Origin of the sequence: Bradyrhizobium sp. I71 (assembly GCF_022354745.1) — a bacterium.
Taxonomy (GTDB): domain Bacteria; phylum Pseudomonadota; class Alphaproteobacteria; order Rhizobiales; family Xanthobacteraceae; genus Bradyrhizobium; species Bradyrhizobium liaoningense.
In genome coordinates, this window is record NZ_CP059398.1 from 2,128,931 (window position 1) to 2,149,384 (window position 20,454).

The window sequence follows — 20,454 nt, forward strand, 5'->3', positions numbered from 1 at the left end:
CTGGCCTCTCCGCTGTCAGGCAGCCTCGAATGGGGAAACGGTGGCGGCGCCGGCCAGGATGGCCTGCTCCACCGGGAACAGTGCCCGAATTCGCTTGAGCGCTTCGAAGTAGCGGGTCGACTCGACCAGTTCGTCGATCGCGCCGAGTCCGTCCAGCATCTCGCGGTTTTCGCATACAGCACACAGGGCGGCGTGATGCTGCGCGTAGAGCGCCGCAGCGTCGCGGACGTCGGTCGGGTTCATCAGCATGAGCTGGACGATGAAATAGAGCTGCCGCAGCGCCGTGGTGGCGTCGGAAGCCTGCATGATCTGCCCTTCGAGCAGGAACATCACGTCGTTGACGAGCTCGACGGAGACCTTGCGGTCCACGCGAAGCACCGCGCCATTGATGTAGATCCGCTCGCCCGCCCGCAGGGAAATCTTCATTAGAGCGCGTCTCTGATCAGGCGGTTGATCTCGATGAGTTGCACCACGTCGTTCGACCTCTGCTCGCGAAGACGGTCGGCTTCCTTGACGACCCATAGGCCGATCGAGATGATGTCGGCGCGCAACTTCTCCGGCAGCCCGTTTTCCGGGTGCGCGAGATCTTCGATGAAGATCGTCCACAGCCGCCGCACATAGAGCAGGCTCTCGACCAGGTCCTCGGCGCTGAAGCGACCCTTCTGGATCCGCTCGAGCCGGTCGATTCCGAGAGTGAGCGCCTGCCGTTCCCGGCTTCGCGCCTCATAGCCACTTTCGTCAACGACCGCTTCATAGGCTTCAAACGTCATCAGGACCACTCTTCGCAGGAGACCGAACAACTCGACAAGGGTTACGAGGCTTCCAGGGGCAGCCTTGGCTCAGAGATAATTGATGAGGCTGATCTTCTGGAGCTGCGAGGTGAGCGCCAGGGCGGTCTGGATCTGGGTCTGCAGGGTGTTGACACGGACCGAGGCTTCGGTCGGGTCGACCTTCTCCATACCGACGATCTGATTGTTCAGAATGTCCTGCTGCGTCTTGAGCTTGGCGGTTGCGGTGGTGATCCGCTGCTGGACCGTGCCGACGCTGCCGCCGAGCGCAGCGAGGTCCGTGATGGCGTTGCCGACGAGCCCGATCGCCTTGTCCACGACGACCTGGAACGTCTCCTGGCTCAGGTTCACATTCCCGAGATCGGCCATCATGGTGTAGGCCTCGGCGAGCTTGCGGAAGCCGGCCTCGTTGGCACTGACGGACGTATCGGCGATCTCGGTCGTCGAGATGCGGCTTTGCATGGTCTGGTCGGTGGCCGATGACCAGTTGGTATTCCAGGCCGGGCTCGCGAACTCGGCATCGAACGTGGTGTCGAGGAAGGTCTGCATCTGGGCCGGGGTAATGGTGCCCACGGCGGGCGAAGATTGCGAGAAGCCGAAGGTCGCGAGGAAATCCGCGTCGACCTGATTCTTGCTGGCCGAGCCGGCGGTGTAAGCCGTGATGGGCGTGTTCTGCGTGTTGATGCCCGAGAACAGATACGAGCCGTTGTAGGAGACGTTCAGCGCCCCGATCAGATCCTGGAGATTGGAGGCCGCAGGCGGCAGGATGACCCGCCCGCCGCCGTCGGTGCTGCGGGCCGCGATCAGGTCCTTGAGGAAGTCCGTCGCGGTCTTGCTGAGCTGGGTGATGCGGTTCTGCGTCACGTCCAGGCGTCCCGCGACAAGCCCGTTGGTATCGACGAGCTGATCGGCGAAGCTGAAGTCAGCCCGCAGCGTGAGGTCGCTTCCCGTCGTGGCGCCAAGCTCGAGGCCGACGTCGTAGAAGCGGCCGGTGGTCGCCTCCGTCGAGGCCCTGCTCAGCGCAGCCTGGTTATTCGTGATCGAGGACCTCAAAGACGAGGACAGCATCAAGGTCGAGACGTAGTTCGCGCTCATCATGGCTTAGTTCCCCACCGCAGCCAGCAGGCTCTGCAGCATTTCATCGACGGTCGAAATGATCTTTGACGAAGCCGAATAGGTTCGCTCGACCTGGAGCATCAACGCCATCTCGTCGTCCATGTTGACGCCATTGACGTTCGACAACGCCGTGATGCTGCGGTTGAGCAGCGTGTTCTGGTACTCGGAGTTGTCGTTGGCGGTCTTGCGCTGGTTCTCGATCCAGCTCGTCGACGACGACGCGAAGTCGATCAGGTTGCCGCTCGGCTTGCCTTGCGTTGTTGGATCGAACGGCTGCGACGCATCCATGCCGTCGATGAGCTGCTGCAGCCGGGTCGAGTAGCCGCCGTTGCCCGCGGTGTTGTATTGGTAGGCGGGGTTGCCGCTGATCGCGCCGTCGCGCAGCAGATTCGGGTTGCCGCCCTGGGCCGGACCGACCGATGCGGCGACCGAGATCGTGCCGGCGAGGCCCACCGAGACGGTGGCGCTCGCGGGCATGGCCGGCGCGCCGGGATAGGTGAACAGACCGGGGACGTCGGGCAGAGCCGCAGCGGTCTGATCGCTTTCCCTGAAAGTGTTGATCAGGCCGCGCGCGATTTCGTCGAGCTGGCTCTGATAGGTGACGGCGTCCTGGTCACGCAGCTGGGCGAGGCCCGCGAGCTTGCCCGACTTCAGCGGCATCACCGAATTGGCCCCGGTCACGGGGACGCCGTCGATGTAGACGGCATTGCCCGTGGTGCCGGCGGTGTAGGCATTCGTCGGCGCAAAGCTCACGGTCCGCGCCGTCTTGTCGAACAGCACGACGCCGCTGTCGGCGTAGAGCGCAGCGTCGCCGTTGGGACGGATCGACATCGTGACGCCGACCTCCTGCGACAGCTGCGAGACGATGTTGTCGCGCTGGTCGAGGTAATCGGTGATGTCGTCGCCGGAGATCGTGCCCTTCACGATCGCGGTGTTCACGGTCTCGAACTGGGAGAGCAACTGGTTGATGTTCTGGACCGACGTCCTCATGTCGGCATCGGCGCCCTCGCGGACCGACTGCACGGTCCGGGTCGCCTGGTTCAGCGCGGTGGCCATGTCCTTCGCGGATGCGACCGCCGCCTGCGCCAGCGTGGTGTTGTCCGGGGCATTGGCATATTTCTGCAGCGCTTGCTTCAGCTCATTGAGCTGCGCCGTCGGCGATTGATCAAGCTCGGGATCATCCACGGTCGATGCCGCGATCTTCTGGAGACCGTCATAGATCACGCTTTGCTTGGCGGACGCCGAGGTCGCGGTCAGGACGTTGGTGAACAGGCCGCCGCTCGCGGCGCGCTGGATCGCCGCGACATAGACGCCGGCATTTGGCAGATTGTCCAGCACGGCGATCTTGCGCGAATAGCCGGCAGCGCTGGCACCGGCGATGTTGCGCGAGATCGTCGAAGACTGAATGCCCGACGCCATGAGCGAAGCGCGCGCGGAGTCGAGAGCGGAGGTCAGGGACATGGGTTGCTCTTGCCCGGAATGGGCGCTGAAGAATTCAGCGCTTCAAGTTGACGACGACGTCGAGCAGGTCGGCACCGGTCTGGAACGACTTCGAGTTCGCGGTGAAGCCGCGTTGGGCCTCGATCATCCCGGTGAGCTCGTCCGCGAGGTCGACGTTGGAGGCTTCCAGGGCGCCGGACTGGATCGTGCCGAGCCCGCCGGTGCCGGCATTTCCCGCTTGCGCGTTGCCGGAATCCATGTTGGTCGAATAGACGTTGCCCGGCTCGGGCGTCAGATTGTCGGGACTCGCGACGTCGGCGAGCATGATCGTGTAGAGCGTCAGCTGCTGCCCGTTCTTGAGAATCGCCGTCACGTGGCCCGCATCGTCGACGTCGACCTTGTCGATGGCCGAGGGAACGCTGCCATTGACGGTCGCCTTGAAGCTGAAGTCGGTTCCGACCTGCGTCATGTTCGACAGGTCCATGGTCAGCGCCGCACCGCCGGGGACGGTCACGGTGAGACCGGTCGGGCTCGCCGCGTCCAGCGCGCCCCTGCCGGCCGCCGTGGTGTCGAAGGTGAACGTGGTGGCGGCGCCGAGCGAGGTGCCCGTCGCGGAGTCATAGACCTGAATCTGCCAGGTATCCGAGCCGGCAGCCGTCGCCGTGTGGGACATATAGACGTCGAGCGTAACAGCCTGGCCGATATTGTTGTAGGCCACGATCGAGCTCTTCGATGAGTATGACGCCGGGCCGGGCGGACCGGCGATAACAGCCGCCTTCGGATCCAGATTTCCGGTCGTGAGCGTTGCCGCCGTCGACGGCACAGGCACCTGGGGAACCTGGGCAACGTTGACGATCTGCAAGCCGGACAGGCTGTTCTGCGAGAAGTTGGTCACGAGACCGGGCTGCCCCAGAAGATAGTAGCCGGCCGCGTTGACCAGATTGCCCTGACTGTCCGGCACGAAGGAGCCGGCGCGCGTCAGATACTGCTGCGTGTTGTTCGCGTTCGACACCACGAAGAAGCCATTGCCCTGAACGGCGAGGTCCGTGCTCGACGTGGTGAACTGCGTATGCCCGGGATCGGTGATGGCGTAGCGGACCGTAGTCTCGACGGCGCCGGAATCGTAGTTGCCGGAGCCGCTCTTCAGGATCAGCGAGGAGAACTCCGTGGAAGCCCGCTTGTAGCCGGTCGTGTTGACGTTGGCGATGTTGTCCGAGACCGTCGACAGCTTGTTGGACTGCGCAGACATACCGGAAACGCCGGTGCGCATAACACCATACAGGCTCATGAATTGGGCTCCTTTGGTAGGTTGCAGCTACAATGGGGGGTCTTGCTTGCGCGGGGCTGATGATTGGAAGCGATGCACAACTTCATGTTGTCATGTCGTTTTCGGTTGGCAGAACGAGCGCGCCTTGTCGGTCCACGCGCCGAACCCGCTCGAGACGAGATGAGCGACGATGTGACAGACGTAGCGCTTCTGTGCCGGCTGGTTGTTGGGACCGGCATTGTAGCGCGCGACCGCCATGGTCCAGCTGCCTTCGCGCTGCTTCAGCTCCTTCAGGAAGCGCGCGGCGTAGTCGACGTTCCTGGCGGGATCGAACATCGCCCGTACCGAAGCGAACTTGTCGCCGTGATAATAGTGGTTGATCTGCATGCAACCGAGGTCGATGAGCTTGATCCCCTTGCTGCGCATCGCCTCGAAATTCGCGATTGCGTCAGTCATGTCCTTGGCGAACACGGTCTGGCCGTCGGCACCGAGGGCGTAAGGATGCAGCGCGCCGCGCCGACCGGTCTCGGTGAGGCCGACCGCGTAGAGAATGCCGAGCGGAATCCCGTGCTGCCGAGCCGCGCGCGCCATCTCGCGCTCGCAGGGGCGCGCAGTTTCGGCGGCCGCCTGGGCAGCGCTCGCACTAGAGATAAACAGGGCCGCGACGATGATGCGGCGCCACGTCCTGATCATGACGCGTCTCCTGGTTGAACTGGTGCTCCTGCCGGGCCTGCTTCGCACCGCCGTCGGATTGCCCCGACGACGTGCCGGCACCGCCGAACGTGCCTTGCGACTGCGACGAGGGCTGGTGCTGGCCCGAGAGCTGCGGCTGAGATTGGCCGGAGCCGCTTTGGAATCCGTCCAGCGAGCCGTGCTGGACCGGCGCGACGTCGGCGACGTAGCCCGCCGACTGCATGAGATCGCGGATCTGGTCGCGCTGCTGGTCGAGCATCTGGCTCGTGTCCTTGCGCTCGGCCGCAAGCTGGACGGACACCTCGGTGCCGACGAGACGCAGGCGCACGGTGACGTTGCCGAGCGCCGGCGGCTCGAGATTGACGGTCAGGATCTTGAGCGGCTGATCCGGCGCATTGGTCTGGGAAGCCGCAAGGTCCGACGCAGCCGACGCCGCCGGTGCCGGGGACTCCTTCAGCTCGGCGATGACTGCATTGGCGACCTGTTGCGGGGCGTTGAACTGCGCCGGCGGCAGATGGGTCTCCTGCTGGACCACGGTGACCTTGGTCGTCTCGGGCAGCGCGGCGCGCGCCGAGGCCTTGGCGGCGCGCTCGACATTGGCCGTGACCGCCTCGAAGCCCGCTGACGCGGGCATTGCGCTCGAAGCCTCCGTGCCTTGCGTCGGTGCCGACTGCTCCGCGCCCGTCGCTTGCGAAGCCGCAGCCTGCGAGCGCGCGGCGGTGGGAGCGACACCGGATGGGGCGGTGTCGACCGTCGCCACCTTCGCCGCGCCCGTGCCGGAAGCCTCGCGCTTCGTCGTGGAGGACCGCTCGTCGCGGGCGGGTCCGTCCTTGTCGGCGGACAGCAATTGCAGCTGCGTCTTCACGGCAGGCGCGGCAGCGATCTCCTGCCCAACCGCCACGGCAATGCCCGATTGACCCTGGACGTCTGCCCCGGCGGCTTGATCCACCGGACGTAGTTTCTCCGACGACCTGTCGGCCTTGTCGTCGGAGGACTCCTCTGTGGCCTCTGGTCCCTCGGACGCCGCGATGCGCTCGCGCACCGCCGCGTCCTTCGGCTTCTCCTGCTCGCTGGAATGGGCCAGACGCGTGCGCAGCGTTCCGGCCTTCGCGGTCGTGTCGCTGGCACCATCGCTCAGTGCCTGCTTCGCGAGATTCGAGACGGTGTGGAGCAGATCGTTGAACGACGAGTTTGCCTGCGGTCTGGTCCCGGCGCTCTTCGCGGATCGTGACGTCCCGCGCACGTTGAGGCTCTCGGCGAGACCCGAGAAGAGCTGTCCGGAGGTTCCACTGAGCTTGGTCATGGACGGCGGTCCCTGGTAAGGAGTTCGAGCTCGCCGAGCTGCTTCTGCGCGCGCGCGAGCGTCACGGTCGATGAGGACAGATCGAGCCGCGCCGGCGTTGCCGGAGGCTTGTCGGCAGCCGCAACGGATCCGAGCGCGAACGGCTTGCGGACGTCGAGCGCGAGCTGCACCGTGGCATTCAGAAGGGGGACGTCGCGCTCGGGCAGCTTCGACCGGTCGAGCGCCTTCAACTCGGCGAGACCGCCGTCATATTCGTCGGTAAGCACCCGCGAGGCACCGCGGAAGAAATGGGCGCGCTCGCGATCCGCCGAGGCGTCGGCGCTGAGCGCCAGCGCCCGCTCGCCGGCAAGCCGGGTCACGGCCAGCCGTCCGCGTACCATCGCGGCGCGCGCGATCACGAGGTACAGCTTGAGGCGGCTCGCACGATCGATCTGCTCCAACAGGGCCGTGATCCGCGCAAAACGGCGCTCGTCGAGCGCCAGGCTCGATTGCGTCAGCCCCGCGGAGAAGCGCTGCCAGAAGTCGCCGGCATAGATCGAGTTGCGGTAATGGCGGATATAGGCCAGCGTCAGGAACTCGAACTTCTCGAAATCCTCCGCCTGACCCACCAGCAGTATCTCGCGCCGCAGCGCCGCCTCCTCGACGAGCGTGCCGGGCAACAGCAGGCGCGCATCGTCCAGACGCTCGATCGCGAGCGATGCCTCTGCGCGCGCGAACAGCGCGCCCTGGACCAGCGCGACCTGTCCGCCCAGGCCCGAGGGAATCGTCCGCGGCTTGACGTCCTTGAGCAGCTCCCGCGCTTCGTCCTGACGACCCTCGACATAGGCGAGCGCACCATTGAACAGCCGCTCGTCGACGTTCATCCTGTCGCGCGGCAGCTTGCGGACCACTTGCGGCGCACCGCCGCTGAGCAGGTAGATGACCACAGCCTGGCTGTTCTGCGGATTGCTCCACACGGCGGGATCGGCCGCGAGAAACTTCTCGCCGATCTGCCGGATCAGCGAGATGTGGCTGCTATGCGCGGCGGTGTCGCCGTTGGCGATGCCGTCCTGCACCGCCTGTAGCGCACGAACGAGCTCATAGGGCTCGCCGGGCTGGGGCGCAGGCTGGGCAAGCGCGCTCGCCGCCGTGAACGGCAGCAGCAGCAGGGCGGCGCGGCGCAGCAGCCTGATCAAGGGCGTTTCTCCCGGATCAGGATCTCGATCCGGCGGTTCTGTGCGGCCGCCGGATCGTTCGGAAGCTTCGGCCGACGGTCGGCGTAGCCTTCGATATGCTCGATCCGCCGCGCATCGACGCCGGAGCGAACCAGCATGTAATATGCCATTTGCGCACGAGCAGTCGACAGCCGCCAGTTGTCGTAGGTTTCCGAACGATATGGTCGATTGTCGGTATGGCCGCGGACGATGATCGTGCCCTGGCGTTTCGTCAGCAGCGGCCCGATCTTGTCGATCACGCGGATCAGCTCGGGCCGCGGCTCGGCCGAGCCGACCGCGAACATGCCGAAGCTCGCATCGTCGGTCAGGCTGACCAGGAGACCTTCCTCGACCTGACGCACCTCGGCCGCCGGTCCCGCCCCCGCTTTGATATCCGACAGCGCGTCCGCGATCGCGGACTGAAGCTGCTTGAGGGTCGGCTGCTGAGTTTGCGCCGCATCGCGCGGTTCGGACTCCTTTACCGTGTCGTTGGGACGCGCCTGGGGGGCGGCATTGGCTTGAACGCCAGGCTGGGCGCCCTCGCGCGAGGATTGCGTGGGTGCGGGGCCCGGCGGCAGAAGGGGCGACAGGCTTGCGGACGGACTATCTGCGTTCGGAGCCACGCTTCCGCCGGCCTCTTCCGCCTTGGCACGGCGTGCCTGCGGCTCGCCCGGGTTTGGTCCGGCTGCACCGTCGCGCGCGGAGGCATTCGGCTTGGGCTCGCTCTCGATGAAACGATCGGCGTCCTTGGACGCCTGCGGCGCCAGCTTCCAATAGCCGGGATCGAAAGGATCGCGGTAGGCGTCGCCGCCCTTGAGGCCGTCCTCTTCGACCGACGTCAGAGCGCCCGCACGCCGCTGACCCGTGGACTGGTTCGCGCTGTTGGCGATCTCCGCGAGCGTCGCATAGGGATCGCGGAACAGGACCTTCTCCTCGAAGGAGGCCGGCTTCTCGGCCGTCGGAGAGTCACCGCGACGTTCTTCGTTCGGCCCGGCCGGCTGACGCTTGCCGTCCTGGCCTTCGAACGAGGACGGCTCCTTCTTGGAGAGATCCTTGAGACCCTTTGGAGCAGGTGCGTTCTCCGCGAGCTTGATCGGATTGAAATAGCTCGCGACCACCTGCTTCTGGTCCTGGTTGAGCGCATTGAGCAGCCACATGACCAGGAAGAACGCCATCATCGCGGTCATGAAGTCCGCATAGGCGATCTTCCAGACGCCGCCGTGATGCGCCTCCTCGGCGAAGGCGCTACGCCGGCGGACGATCACGATCTCATGCTTGACCTCTTCCATGGCGGACTACCGGCGCGCTTCCCTGAGGCGCTCGCTCCACGCGGAGATCTGCGTCTCGATCACGGTCTGGTCGGCCACGACGCGGACCTCGAAGGTGTCGGCGGCCTCGTACTCGATGCCGGTTCGCCTGGAAGCCTCGAGCTGCGTCTTCACGAGGTCGAGCAGCTCGCTCGGGCCGGTGACCTTGAAGACCGGCACCGGTGAACCGCCGGTCAGCACCGCAATCTGCTCGACCAGTGACCCGATGGCCTTGTTGCGCACCGCCTCGGTGAGGAACGGCAGCAATATCCGTGCAACGGAGCTTGCGATGTTGCTCTCGATCTCCCGGCAGGCCGCCTCGAAGCCGCCAACGATCGCGACCGCCTGCTGGTCGGACCATTTTGCCCGCTCCTCTCCGAGCCGGATCGCACTGCGGACGCGCTCCTCCGCCAACTTGGCCTCGCCTTCCGCGACGCCGGCGGCATGGCCTCGCCGATAGGCATCGTCCAGGAGGTTGGCGGATGGAGCTTCCGTCGCGGGCGCCGGAGGCGGCGCCTGTAGCTGCGGCTGCGGCTGGGTCTGGGGCTGCGGATGAGGTTGCGGCTCGCGCCAGGCTTCCTTCGACCGCGTCAGCACGTCCTGGATTTTCGGCGACGGAGGCGGCGACGACTTGACCCGGCCATTCGCGTCGAACTGCGTCAGGAGTTTTCCGATTGCCGCGTTCATGCCGCCTCCTCACGTCGCATCCAGTCTTTAAGGATCGCAGCCGCCTGCATCTGATCGAGCCGGACGATCTGCTCCAGCCGCTTCTGCGGCGTTCGCTGCATCTTGCCTTCGAGGTCTTCGACGAGGTTGAGCTCGGCCTCCTCGCTGTCGGGCAACGCAAGGGCCGCCGCAGCCTCGATTTGGGCGGCCTCAGCCGCCTCGGCCTGCTCCTGCTCCGCGCGATGGGTCAAAATGCCGTTGACCGCGGGCCGAAGCCCGAACCAGACAAGCATCGCAGCAACCGCCAGAATCGTCACTGCGTTGATGACGCTGCCGAGCTGCTTGTTGATCATCTCGACGAAGCTGATCGGGGGCACCGGCGCCAGTTCGCGCGAGCCCTCGATGAAGTCGACCGCCGTCACCTGGATCTGGTCGCCGCGCGTCTTGTCCAGTCCGCCCGCCGTCGCCGCGAGCTGACTGATCTCTGCAAGCTTGCTGTCGACGATGGCCTGGTTGCTCTTGTCGCCGAGATCGGCGACCAGCCGCGCGCGGTTGACCAGGACGGCGATGAAGAGCTTCTTGACCGAATAGCCGTCGCTTACCGTCGTCGTGGTCTTGGACGAGACCTCGAAATTGGTGACGTCCTCGCGGCGGCTCTTGTCCTCGCTCGAGTTCTTGCCGCCGCCGGCATTCACCTGCTGGTCGGGAAGATTCTGCTGCACCGTGGTCGGCGTCGAGCGGTCGGCGTTCTGCGACGATTCCTTCTCGCGCACGTTCCGGACCGAACGTTCGGCGCGGCTCTCGGGATCATAGACCGTCTCGTTGATCTGCCGCTTGTCGGTGGAGAGCTGCGGCGCAACGCTCACCTCGAAATTGTCGAGGCCGAGATACGGCGTCAGCGCCTTGCGGATGTTCTCCTGCACCATGCCGCCGACCGTCTTCTGAAGGCTCGCCATCTTGGTCGGCGCGGCGCTCGCCTCGTCCTCTTCGGCGAGCAGCATCGATCCGTCGGCGTCCAGCACCGTCACCTTGTCGCGGCTCATGCCGGGGATGGCGGCGGCGACGAGATGACGGATCGACTGCGCCGTGCGCGCCTCGATCGCGCCGTCGGTGCGCAGCACGACCGAGGCCGATGGCGGCTGCTGCGTCGCGCGGAACGAGCCGCGGACCGGCAGCACGATGTGCACCCGCGCCGCCTTCACGCCCTTCATCAGTTGCACCGTGCGCGCAATCTCGCCCTCCAGTGCGCGGAGCTTGGTGACCTCCTGCATGAACGACGTCAGGCCGAGCGAGCCGATCTTGTCGAACAGCTCGTAACCGGAGTTGGCGCTGGTCGGCAGCCCCTTCTCGGCAAGCAGCATCCGCGCCTGCATGGTCTGGCTCGGGCGCACCGAGACCGCATCGCCGGCGGAATTGACGTCGAAGGTGATGTTCTGCTCGCGCAGCGCCGCGCCTATGCGCGTCACATCTTCGCGGGTGAGGCCGGTATAGAGCGTTTCGAACTCGGGGCGGCTGAGATAATAGGTACCGCCGACGACGGTGACGAGAACGGCAAAGCCGATCAGTCCCAAGGCCATCAGGCGTCGCGGCCCAAGCTCCAGCAGATTGTTGAGCAGTTGCTGTACCTGCGCACGACTGAGCATATGACCTCGTACCAATGCGAACGTACAGGACACTCAGCTGCCAACCTTGTCTGAAGGTTGCGCGAGGCCGCGAATGTGTCAGTTCGCTGGCGAGGCGTTGCAATTTTGCAAGAAGCCAGGACGACGCAATCCGTTCGGCGGCCACAAGCCGACGCTCGGGCGCATGGCAGCGCTATCGGCTGCGGCGTATTGCATGAAGTCTGGCGTCGGAAGGTCGATGCCGGCGTGTCGTGTGCCGTCGCATCCGCCGATCATGGCGGGGATCGTGCTCCCTGAGGGAGCACGGTCATTTCGAAAGCGCCGCTTAGCCGCGGAACAGCGACAGGATGCTCTGGCTGTTCTGGTTGGCGATCGAGAGCGCCTGAACGCCGAGCTGCTGCTGGGTCTGCAGAGCCTGGAGGCGGGTCGATTCCGCGTTCATGTCGGCGTCGACGAGCTGGCCGACACCGCGGTCCACGGAGTCCATCAGGGTCTTCACGAACTCCGAGTTGGTCGAGATGCGGTTCTTGACGGCACCGAGATCGGCGGCAGCCGAGCTCACCGAGTTGATCGCAGCGGTGACCTGCGCGATGTAGGCATCGAGCGTGGTCTGATCAGCCGCCGAGTCGGTCAGCGCGGAGATGTTGATCGTGTCGACCGACGCGCTGCCGCTCACGGTGTCCAGGATGCCGGTCTGCGTGGTCGAGTACAGCGTGTAGTTGGCGGTCGTCACCGTGATGGAGCCGATGGTGGGCGTGCCGCCGACACGCGAATACGACGATACGAGATTGAAGCTCGTCGGGGTGGTACCGGTCGTCGTGCTCAGCCAGTTGATGCCGTTGAAGGTGGCCGAATTGGCCTTGAGCTTCATATCCTGCTGGATCTGGGTGATGTCGGCCTGGATCTTGGTGCGATCGATACCGGCGGTCTTGGCTTCGACCAGCAGCGCCTGCAGCTTGGTCAGGCCGGATTCCTTGTCGCCGATCACCGAGGTCAGAGCGGTATATTCGGTGTCGACGGTCGCGGCCGACAGACCGAGCGAGTCGGAGACGGCGGAGAGCGCGGCGTTGTCGGAGCGCATCGACGTCGCGATCGACCAGTAGGCGGCGTTGTCCGAAGCGGTGGCCACACGCTGGCCGGTGGAGATCCGGTTCTGGGTGGTGGCGAGTTGCGCGCTGACAGACCGCAAGGTCTGGAGCGCGGTCATGGCGGAGGAGTTGGTGAGGAGACTAGAACCCATTTTGATGTCCCTTTGAAGATTGAATCGAGCTTGGGGGACATACCGGGCTTGCACCGGTACGACAGGGCGGCGTCATGCCTTTGGGCTTCCCGCAAACGCGGATTCAGGGCCCAATCTGTCGTAACGGCGAGGTTAGCGAGCGAAGCTTGTGCGAGGCTTGTGGCGCTGTGCTCCAGCGGCAACAGGGAGCCGAAATGACGGCGTGCGCGTGGCGTCACGCCCCAACGAAAGGGCCGCGCTTCGCGAGAAGCGCGGCCCTCCTCCGATGACTTGAGTCTTAGCGGAACAGCGACAGGATGCTCTGGCTGCTGTTGTTGGCGATCGAAAGCGCCTGAACGCCGAGCTGCTGCTGAACCTGAAGAGCGGCCAGGCGGGTGGATTCCGCATTCATGTCCGCGTCGACGAGCTGGCCGACACCGCGGTCAACCGAGTCCATCAGCGACTTCACGAAGTTAGTGTTGGTCGAGATACGGTTCTTGACGGCACCGAGATTGGCGGCAGCCGAGGCCACCGAGTTGATCGCAGTGGTGACCTGCGCGATGTAGCCATCGAGCGTGGTCTGGTCAGCCGCCGAGTCGGTCAGCGCGGAGATGTTGATCGTGTCGACCGACGCGCTGCCGCTCACCGTGTCCAGGATGCCGGTCTGCGTCGTGGAGTAGAGCGTGTAGTTGGCGGTCGTCACCGTGATGGAGCCGATGGTGGGCGTGCCGCCGACACGCGAATACGACGATACGAGATTGAAGCTCGTCGGGGTGGTACCGGTCGTCGTGCTCAGCCAGTTGATGCCGTTGAAGGTGGCCGAGTTGGCCTTGAGCTTCATATCCTGCTGGATCTGGGTGATGTCGGCCTGGATCTTGGTGCGATCGATACCGGCGGTCTTGGATTGGACCAGCAGCGCCTGGAGCTTGGTCAGACCCGAGTCCTTGTCGCCGATCACCGAGGTCAGAGCGGTATATTCGGTGTCGACGGTCGCGGCCGACAGACCGAGCGAGTCGGAAACGGCGGAGAGCGTGGCGTTGTCGGCGCGCATCGACGTCGCGATCGACCAGTAGGCTGCGTTGTCCGAAGCGGTGGCCACGCGCTGGCCGGTGGAGATCCGGTTCTGCGTGGTGGAGAGTTGCGAACTCACAGACCGCAGGGTCTGGAGGGCGGTCATGGCAGTCGAGTTCGTAAGCAGGCTTGACATTGCGAATGTCCCTTTTTTGTACGCGATACATTTTCACGAGGGGACATACCGGGCTTTCACCGGTACGGAGGGACGGCATCATGCCTTTGGACTGATGTGGGTGGGGTCCAACCCGCCGTGCCGCATTGCTAGCACGCCGAATCTTGCCTCCAGATTAAGGCCGGCCTGAATTTCGGCGTAAAATCATATGGTTAACATTACCAGCCGCTAACCATATCCCGCGCCGATCGCTTAACCATATCCATCCGGTCAGCGATCTCGGCTCTTACGAGAACGAGCGCACCAGTCCGGAGGCCAGCAGGTTCCAGCCGTCGATCAGCACGAAGAACAGCATCTTGAACGGCAGCGCGAGGATCGTCGGCGGCATCATCATCATGCCCATCGACATGGTCAGCGTCGCCACGATCATGTCGATCACCAGGAACGGCAGGATGATGAGGAATCCGATCTCGAACGAGCGCCTGAGCTCGGAGATCATGAAGGCCGGAATGATGACGCGCAGATCAACGCGCTTGTCGTCGAACTTCTTGCGGAAGCTTTCCGCGGCGAGCGCTTCGAAGGTCTGGAGATCCTTGTCGCGGACATGGGCCAGCATGAACTCGCGGAACGGATCGGTGATCTTCAGATAGGCTTGCTCTTCGGAGATCTCGTTCTTCATCAGCGGCTGGACGCCGGTCTCCCAGGCCCTGTCGAAGGTCGGTGCCATGACGTAGAAGGTCATGAACAACGCGAGACTGATCAGTACGAGGTTCGCAGGCGTGGTCTGCAGGCCGAGACCGGCGCGCAGGAACGACAACGCCACCGCAAATCGCGTGAAGCTCGTCACCATGATGAGCAGCCCCGGCGCGACCGACAACACCGTGATCAGCGCCATCAGCTGGATGATGCGGCCGCTGGTCGAGCCGTTTCCCGGCGGCAACAGGGAATTCAGGTCCGGAATCTGGGCCAGCGCCGCTTCGGGCAGCACGACCAGGACAAACGCGAGCAGCAGGACTTTCACTCTCACTGGATCACCAGCGTCTCGATGATCAGTTCGCGGACCTTGCCCGACGAGCGGATGTTGGCGCGCTCGGTCAGGTCGTCACGCAGATGCTGGAGCCCACGCGATCCCTCGAACTGCGCAACGGTCGCCGACCGCAGGTAGGTCACGATGTCCTCGCTGATGTGGGCGGCCAGAATGCCGGCATCCTCGTCGCTCATGCTGTCAGTCACCATGGAGGCTTCGATGCGCGCCCAGTTGTTGGCCGGCGCGGCGAGATTGGTCACGATCGGAGACAGTTTCCTGAGCCGCGCGCTGCCGGCGTAGCTCGAGGCGATCGGCGGCGGCGTGGCGCTCTTCTTCGCATCGGCAACGCGCTCGGCGGTCGCGATCAGATGCAGGCCGGCAAGGGCGCCCGCGCCGATCGCGATCAAGGTCAGCACGACGATGGCGGCAATCAGGCGCATAACGCCCCCTGCCATCGCGGCGCGACCCGTCCGCAAGCCTCAGAATGGTGCCACGGCATCATAGATCCGGTGTCCCCATCCAGGCTGCTGCACGTCCGACAGATTTCCGCGCCCGCCATAGGATACGCGCGCCTCGGCGATCTTGTCGTAGGAGATCGTGTTGGTTCGCGAGATGTCGCGCGGACGTACGATGCCGCCGACGTTGAGCACGCGCATCTCCGTGTTGACGCGAAATTCCTGCGAGCCGCTGATCATCATGTTGCCGTTCGGCAGCACGTCGGTGACGATGGCCGCGATCGACAGCTTGATGTCCTCGGTGCGATCGATCTGGCCGTTGCCCTTGATCTGGGTATTGGTGTTGAGGTTGGCGTTGGCTTGGCCGGTGTCGCTCCAGCCTGCGACGTCCATCAGCCAGTCGAGCCCGAACTTGACCTGGGAATCGCGGGAACGGTCGGTCTTGTTGTCGAGCTTGGCCTTGTCCTGCATCGAGATGATCACCGTCACGACGTCACCGGTGCGCCGGGCCCGGGGATCGCGGTAGAGATCGGTGCCGTCGTCCCAGGTCGAACGATAGCTGACAGGCGTGCGCATGCGCGGCGTCACCGGGATCGGATCGGCCTGCATCCTCAGGCCGCTGCCGACGGGCGACATTTGCGGACCGGTCAGGACTTCGGCCGGATCATGGAAGCATCCCGCCAGGACCACGGACGCCAGCAGAAGCGAAGGGATGAGGATCGGCTTGTTCATCTATTTGGTCTTTCCGTCGTCCACGCGACGCATACCGCCGAGCAGGTCGGCGAGGTGGGCCGCGCGAGCCGTATCCATCTCATTGAAGATCGCGCTCGAGTTCCTCGGGCTGAGCTTGGCGAGCACCGCGGCGGCGGTCTCGTCGCTCATGCCGGCGATCTGGGTCGCCGCGGCCTCGGGCTTCATGCGCGAATAGATCTCGACCATGCTCGCCTCGGCCTTCTTCAGGAAGTCGTCGCGCAGCGCCATCCACTTCTCGTATTCGGCGCGCTTGGCCTCGACCTCGGCAATGCGCTCGCGCAGTTGACTCTCGGCCTTCTCCAGCTCCCTGAGCTGCCAGGCCAGCCTTGCGTCGACGGCGGGATCGGCGACGTTGCTGCAGAACAGGGCGATCTCGTTGTCAGGGGCCGGCGCAGCCTGCGGCGGCGCAGGCTTCGGCGGCGCCGCGACGCTGCCGGGCTTGGCCGGACGGACCGGTGCGGGCGCAGGCGCGGGTGTCGGGGTCTCGGAAGCCGGCATCGCCCCGGTGACCGCGGGTCCTGACTCTTCGGCCGCCCATGCCGTCGCCCGGATCGAAGCACTCTCGCCGGAATTCGGGGCGGCCGGCACCTGCGGCTTCTGCGGTCCCGCCGCGCGGGCGCGCGCGAAGGAGAGCAGGTTGAGCGGCCTCGACGGCCTCGCCTCGTCCAGCGCCAGCACGGGCGATGCGCTCGCGAGCATTGAGGCCGCGGCCAGCAGGAGGAGTTTGGCTTTGTGATCCAGCTTCAGCATCGGGCCGCGTGCGATTCTCGGTCGAGACTTGAGCATTGAGCGACCAAGCTTGCACGACGCTTATGCATCATTGCACGATGACGTCGGCCTGGAGCGCGCCTGCCGTCTTGATCGCCTGGAGGATCGCGATGATCCCCGATGGCTTCAGGCCGATCTGGTTCAGCCCGCGCACCAGGCGCTGGAGGTCGACCCCGCTCAGGATCGCCACCTGCGCTCCCGCCTCGTTGGCCTCGACCACCGTCTGCGGGACGACCACCGTCTGCCCTCGCGAGAACGGCGCCGGCTGCGACACGACCGGCATCTCCGTGACACGAACCGTCAGATTGCCGTGGGTGACGGCAACGGTCGATATCCTCACGTCGCGCCCGATCACTACCGTGCCGGTGCGCTCGTTGATCACGACCCGCGCCGGCGTATCCGGCTCGACCGTCAGTTCGCCGATCTCGGCCAGGAAACGGACAGGGCCAATGTGACGCGGCTTCGACAGCACGATGGTGCGGTAGTCGCGCTCGAAGGCGATCTGCGCACGGTAGCGTCCGCCGGCGTATCGGTTGATGGCGTCGAGGATGCGCGTCGCGGTGACGAAGTCGGGGTTCTTCAGCTCCAGCACCAGGAACTCCATCTCGCGGAGACTTCCCTGCACCTCGCGCTCGACCAGTGCACCGTTCGGGATGCGCCCGGCCGTCGGCGTACCCTGGCTGACGTTCTGCGCCTGGCCTCCGACGCTGTAGCCGGCCACCGTGATCGCGCCCTGCGCCACCGCATAGACGGCGCCGTCCGCGGCGCGCAGCGACGTCATGACCAGTGTGCCGCCGAGCAGCGACGTCGCATCGCCGAGCGACGACACGGTGACGTCCATGCGCTCGCCGGGCCCGATCGATGGCGGCAGGTCCGCGGTCACCATCACCGCCGCGACGTTGCGCGTGCGCAGCGTCGTCGGACGCGGGGGATTGTTGGTGCTCGTGGTCTCGTTCCTGACATTGATGCCCATGTTCTCGAGCATCGATTGCAGGGACTGTTCCGTGAACGGCGCGTTGCGAAGCGTGTCGCCGGTGCCGTTCAGGCCGATGACGAGGCCGTAACCGACGATCTGGTTCTCGCGCAAACCCTTGATGTCCGCAATGTCCTTGACGCGGACGGCGGCCTGGGCGCCGGCGACCGACATGAGCAGGACGAACGCAAGCAGGAGTCTTGTCATGACCCGTCCACGACCTTGACGGTGCCGTCCGGCTGGACGACGCCCCTGATGATCACCCCGGTATCCGTATTGCGTACCGGGATGAGCGCGCCGGCCGCACCCGACTGCATCGCCGAACCGTAGGTGACGATGGACAGGCCGCTGTCTTCGACCACGACCTTGACCGTGGCGCCGCGGGCGACGGTCCAGGGGTCTTCCACCGCATTGGTCGGAATGGGCTGGCCCGGAAACAGAGCGCGCCGCGCCATGCGGCCGACCAGGACCTGACGGCCCTCGATGAACATGGCGACGCCGAGCAGGCTCGGCGCGAAGGCGCGTTCGGTGATCATCTCCTCCCGGATCAGCTCGCCGGCGCGGATCGAGACGGCCGGCACGGGAAGCCGCTTCTCCTCGGCCGCAGCGCCGCGCGCCGCGACGAGAACCAGCAGCACGGCGGCCAACCCGCGCATGATCAGGCCCACCCTGTTCAACATCGAGACACCGGAACTAGCGCATGCCCTTCGAGACCGTCTGGGCCATTTCATCCGAGGCCTGGATGACCTTGGCATTCATTTCATAGGCGCGCTGCGCCGAGATCAACTCGGTGATTTCCTTGACCGGATCGACGTTGGAGGCTTCGAGCCATTTCTGGTTGATCTTGCCGTAGCCGGCATCGCCGGGCAGCCCGACGACCGGCGTGCCGGACGCCGTGGTCTCGCGATAGAGATTTCCGCCCAGCGGCTCCAGGCCCGCTTCATTGGCGAAGTTGGCGAGGTTGAGCTGACCGATCTGCCGCGGGTTCACTTCCGTATCCAGCTTGGCAAACACCTGGCCGGTGGCGTTGACCGTGACCTCGACCGTTCCCTGCGGCACGGTGATCGCGGGATCCAGGAGATAGCCGTCGATCGTGACGAGCTGAGCGTTGGCATTGGTGTTGAACGAGCCCGCGCGGGTGTACTGCACCTCGTTGTTGGGGCCGAGCACCTGAAACCAGCCGCGACCGTTGATCGCGAGGTCGTAGGGGTTGCCGGTCTGGGTCAGCGCGCCCTGGATGTGCAGCTTGCGGATCGCCGCCGACTTGACGCCGAGGCCGAGATTGGCGCCTTCCGGAATCGGCGAGGAGCCGTTGACGTTGGCCACGCCCTGCATGCGGTCCATCTGGTAGAACAGATCGGTGAACTCCGCGCGCGCCCGCTTGTACGAGGTCGAGTTGATGTTGGCGATGTTGTTCGCGATGACTTCGATGTTGGTCTGCTGGGCGTTCATGCCCGTGGCCGCAATGGCGAGCGATTTCACTTATTTCATTCCTTCAGATCAGATCGACATCCGAACGACTTCTTGGTAGGCCTGCACGACCTTGTCGCGAACCGCGACCGCCGTCTGCAGGGCCTGCTCGGCTGACATCAGCGCCTCCACGACGCGACGCGTCGATTCCTTGCCCTGCATCGCCGAGATCGACGCCGCCTCACCCGCCTTCAGCGTCCCGATCGCGTCGGTCGTCACCTGCTTCATCACGGATTCGAAGCCGAAATCGTCACCGGTCTGGATCGCCGTGGTCGCCGCGGGCGAGACGGCCTGCGTCTCGGTCGCGCGGGTCGCCGCCTGGCCAGCGGATATCGCCGTGGATGAAATCGCCTCTAGCATTGTCAGTTCCTCAGAAGATCGATGGTCATGCCGAGCATGGATCTCACCTGCTTGACGACCTGGAGATTGGCTTCATAGGACCGGTTGACTTCCCGCATGTCGGCCATTTCGATCATCATGTTGACGTTCGGCAGCTTGACGTAGCCGGCCTTGTCGGCAGCGGGATGTCCCGGATCGTACTCCACGCGATACGGCGTGGTGTCGACCCCGATCTCCTTGACCTTCGCGAGCTGCGCGCCCGAGGCCCGGTCCATCGCGGCATCGAAGGTGATGGTCTTGCGCTGATACGGATCGGCGCCGGCAATGCGCCCGGTCGAGGTGGCGTTCGCGAGATTCTCCGAGACGATGCGCATGCGCGTCGACTGCGCTTCGAGCCCGGAGCTCGCGACCGTCAACGAAGATTGCAGTGAGTCCAGCATGTCAGTTCACCTCAGGCTTTTGCGCTCGACAGAACCATGCGGTGGAACGACCGCACGATCGCCGAGTTCATCGAATAGTCGCGATTGACGTCGCTGCCCTTGATCATTTCCTGCTCGAGGCTGACGGAGTTGCCGGAGTGAACCACCTCCCAGCTGTCCTTCTTCGCGGTCGCCCGCGTGTCGGTCTCGGTTGCGGACAATTGCATGTGCGACGGCGACGTCGTCGCAAGCCTGACCGGCATGCCGTCGAGCACCTTGTTGAACGGCTCGACGTCGCGCGCCCGAAAGCCCGGCGTGTTGGCGTTGGCGACGTTCGCGGCGATGGTCGACTGGCGGAGTTCGAGGTACCGCGCCTGCGACGATGCGAGTTCGAAGAGATAAAGCGGTCCCACGACAGCCCCATTCTGGTCCATTCGAGAGAAGCTTAGG

23 protein-coding genes are annotated in these 20,454 nt (G+C 65.0%); all 23 read right to left on the minus strand.

What is annotated here, in order from left to right; all coding sequences use genetic code 11:
- Window positions 1-15: 15 nt before the first annotated feature.
- Window positions 16-426 (minus strand): flagellar biosynthesis repressor FlbT, encoded by a 411-nt coding sequence (gene flbT / locus FJV43_RS10575; RefSeq protein ID WP_239626795.1) that lies wholly within the window; start codon window positions 424-426, stop codon window positions 16-18.
- Complete coding sequence (gene flaF / locus FJV43_RS10580; RefSeq protein WP_239626797.1) at window positions 426-770, minus strand: flagellar biosynthesis regulator FlaF; 345 nt, start codon at window positions 768-770, stop codon at window positions 426-428. The genes flbT and flaF overlap by 1 nt, the downstream gene beginning before the upstream one ends.
- A 69-nt stretch (window positions 771-839) precedes the next feature.
- Window positions 840-1,886 carry a flagellar hook-associated family protein gene (locus tag FJV43_RS10585; protein ID WP_239626798.1) on the minus strand — a complete coding sequence of 349 codons (1,047 nt, stop codon included), beginning with the start codon at window positions 1,884-1,886 and terminating at the stop codon, window positions 840-842.
- A gap of 3 nt (window positions 1,887-1,889) precedes the next feature.
- On the minus strand, window positions 1,890-3,365 hold the full coding sequence (flgK, locus tag FJV43_RS10590) for a flagellar hook-associated protein FlgK (RefSeq protein WP_239626800.1): 1,476 nt from the start codon (window positions 3,363-3,365) through the stop codon (window positions 1,890-1,892).
- 34 nt (window positions 3,366-3,399) lie between these two features.
- Window positions 3,400-4,632 (minus strand): flagellar hook protein FlgE, encoded by a 1,233-nt coding sequence (locus tag FJV43_RS10595; protein ID WP_239626801.1) that lies wholly within the window; start codon window positions 4,630-4,632, stop codon window positions 3,400-3,402.
- 90 nt (window positions 4,633-4,722) lie between these two features.
- Entirely contained in the window at window positions 4,723-5,304 is a 582-nt protein-coding gene (locus FJV43_RS10600) for a transglycosylase SLT domain-containing protein (protein ID WP_239626803.1), read from the minus strand.
- The gene (locus tag FJV43_RS10605; protein WP_239626805.1) at window positions 5,255-6,607 is read right to left on the minus strand and encodes a flagellar hook-length control protein FliK; all 1,353 of its coding nucleotides are present in this window, start codon (window positions 6,605-6,607) and stop codon (window positions 5,255-5,257) included. Before FJV43_RS10605 ends, FJV43_RS10600 begins: the two co-directional genes overlap by 50 nt.
- Window positions 6,604-7,782 (minus strand): chemotaxis protein, encoded by a 1,179-nt coding sequence (locus FJV43_RS10610; protein WP_239626807.1) that lies wholly within the window; start codon window positions 7,780-7,782, stop codon window positions 6,604-6,606. Before FJV43_RS10610 ends, FJV43_RS10605 begins: the two co-directional genes overlap by 4 nt.
- Entirely contained in the window at window positions 7,779-9,089 is a 1,311-nt protein-coding gene (locus tag FJV43_RS10615) for a MotB family protein (protein ID WP_239626809.1), read from the minus strand. The genes FJV43_RS10610 and FJV43_RS10615 overlap by 4 nt, the downstream gene beginning before the upstream one ends.
- 6 nt (window positions 9,090-9,095) lie before the next feature.
- A complete protein-coding gene (locus FJV43_RS10620) occupies window positions 9,096-9,794 on the minus strand; it encodes a hypothetical protein (RefSeq protein WP_239626811.1) in 699 nt (232 codons plus the stop codon).
- Entirely contained in the window at window positions 9,791-11,416 is a 1,626-nt protein-coding gene (gene fliF, locus FJV43_RS10625) for a flagellar basal-body MS-ring/collar protein FliF (protein ID WP_239626812.1), read from the minus strand. Before fliF ends, FJV43_RS10620 begins: the two co-directional genes overlap by 4 nt.
- 304 nt (window positions 11,417-11,720) lie before the next feature.
- Window positions 11,721-12,635 (minus strand): flagellin, encoded by a 915-nt coding sequence (locus FJV43_RS10630; RefSeq protein WP_239626814.1) that lies wholly within the window; start codon window positions 12,633-12,635, stop codon window positions 11,721-11,723.
- A gap of 277 nt (window positions 12,636-12,912) precedes the next feature.
- Entirely contained in the window at window positions 12,913-13,821 is a 909-nt protein-coding gene (locus FJV43_RS10635) for a flagellin (RefSeq protein WP_239626816.1), read from the minus strand.
- A gap of 265 nt (window positions 13,822-14,086) precedes the next feature.
- Window positions 14,087-14,827: a flagellar type III secretion system pore protein FliP gene (gene fliP, locus FJV43_RS10640; RefSeq protein WP_239626817.1), complete on the minus strand. Its 741-nt coding sequence runs from the start codon at window positions 14,825-14,827 to the stop codon at window positions 14,087-14,089.
- Window positions 14,824-15,267, minus strand: a complete 444-nt coding sequence (locus tag FJV43_RS10645) for a flagellar basal body-associated FliL family protein (RefSeq protein WP_194394079.1) — start codon at window positions 15,265-15,267, stop codon at window positions 14,824-14,826. The genes fliP and FJV43_RS10645 overlap by 4 nt, the downstream gene beginning before the upstream one ends.
- Before the next feature lie 39 nt (window positions 15,268-15,306).
- On the minus strand, window positions 15,307-16,014 hold the full coding sequence (gene flgH, locus FJV43_RS10650; RefSeq protein ID WP_239626819.1) for a flagellar basal body L-ring protein FlgH: 708 nt from the start codon (window positions 16,012-16,014) through the stop codon (window positions 15,307-15,309).
- On the minus strand, window positions 16,015-16,785 hold the full coding sequence (locus tag FJV43_RS10655) for a MotE family protein (RefSeq protein WP_239626821.1): 771 nt from the start codon (window positions 16,783-16,785) through the stop codon (window positions 16,015-16,017).
- Window positions 16,786-16,852: 67 nt separating this feature from the next.
- Window positions 16,853-17,983, minus strand: coding sequence for a flagellar basal body P-ring protein FlgI (gene flgI, locus FJV43_RS10660; protein ID WP_239626823.1), 1,131 nt, complete (start codon window positions 17,981-17,983; stop codon window positions 16,853-16,855).
- Window positions 17,980-18,456 carry a flagellar basal body P-ring formation chaperone FlgA gene (gene flgA / locus FJV43_RS10665; RefSeq protein WP_081494926.1) on the minus strand — a complete coding sequence of 159 codons (477 nt, stop codon included), beginning with the start codon at window positions 18,454-18,456 and terminating at the stop codon, window positions 17,980-17,982. Before flgA ends, flgI begins: the two co-directional genes overlap by 4 nt.
- Window positions 18,457-18,469: 13 nt before the next feature.
- Window positions 18,470-19,258 (minus strand): flagellar basal-body rod protein FlgG, encoded by a 789-nt coding sequence (gene flgG, locus FJV43_RS10670; RefSeq protein WP_035670189.1) that lies wholly within the window; start codon window positions 19,256-19,258, stop codon window positions 18,470-18,472.
- 18 nt (window positions 19,259-19,276) lie between these two features.
- Window positions 19,277-19,606 carry a flagellar hook-basal body complex protein FliE gene (locus FJV43_RS10675; protein ID WP_061877139.1) on the minus strand — a complete coding sequence of 110 codons (330 nt, stop codon included), beginning with the start codon at window positions 19,604-19,606 and terminating at the stop codon, window positions 19,277-19,279.
- Window positions 19,607-19,608: 2 nt separating this feature from the next.
- Window positions 19,609-20,025, minus strand: a complete 417-nt coding sequence (flgC, locus tag FJV43_RS10680) for a flagellar basal body rod protein FlgC (protein ID WP_239626825.1) — start codon at window positions 20,023-20,025, stop codon at window positions 19,609-19,611.
- A gap of 11 nt (window positions 20,026-20,036) precedes the next feature.
- Window positions 20,037-20,438, minus strand: coding sequence for a flagellar basal body rod protein FlgB (flgB, locus tag FJV43_RS10685; protein ID WP_239626826.1), 402 nt, complete (start codon window positions 20,436-20,438; stop codon window positions 20,037-20,039).
- Window positions 20,439-20,454 lie beyond the last annotated feature (16 nt).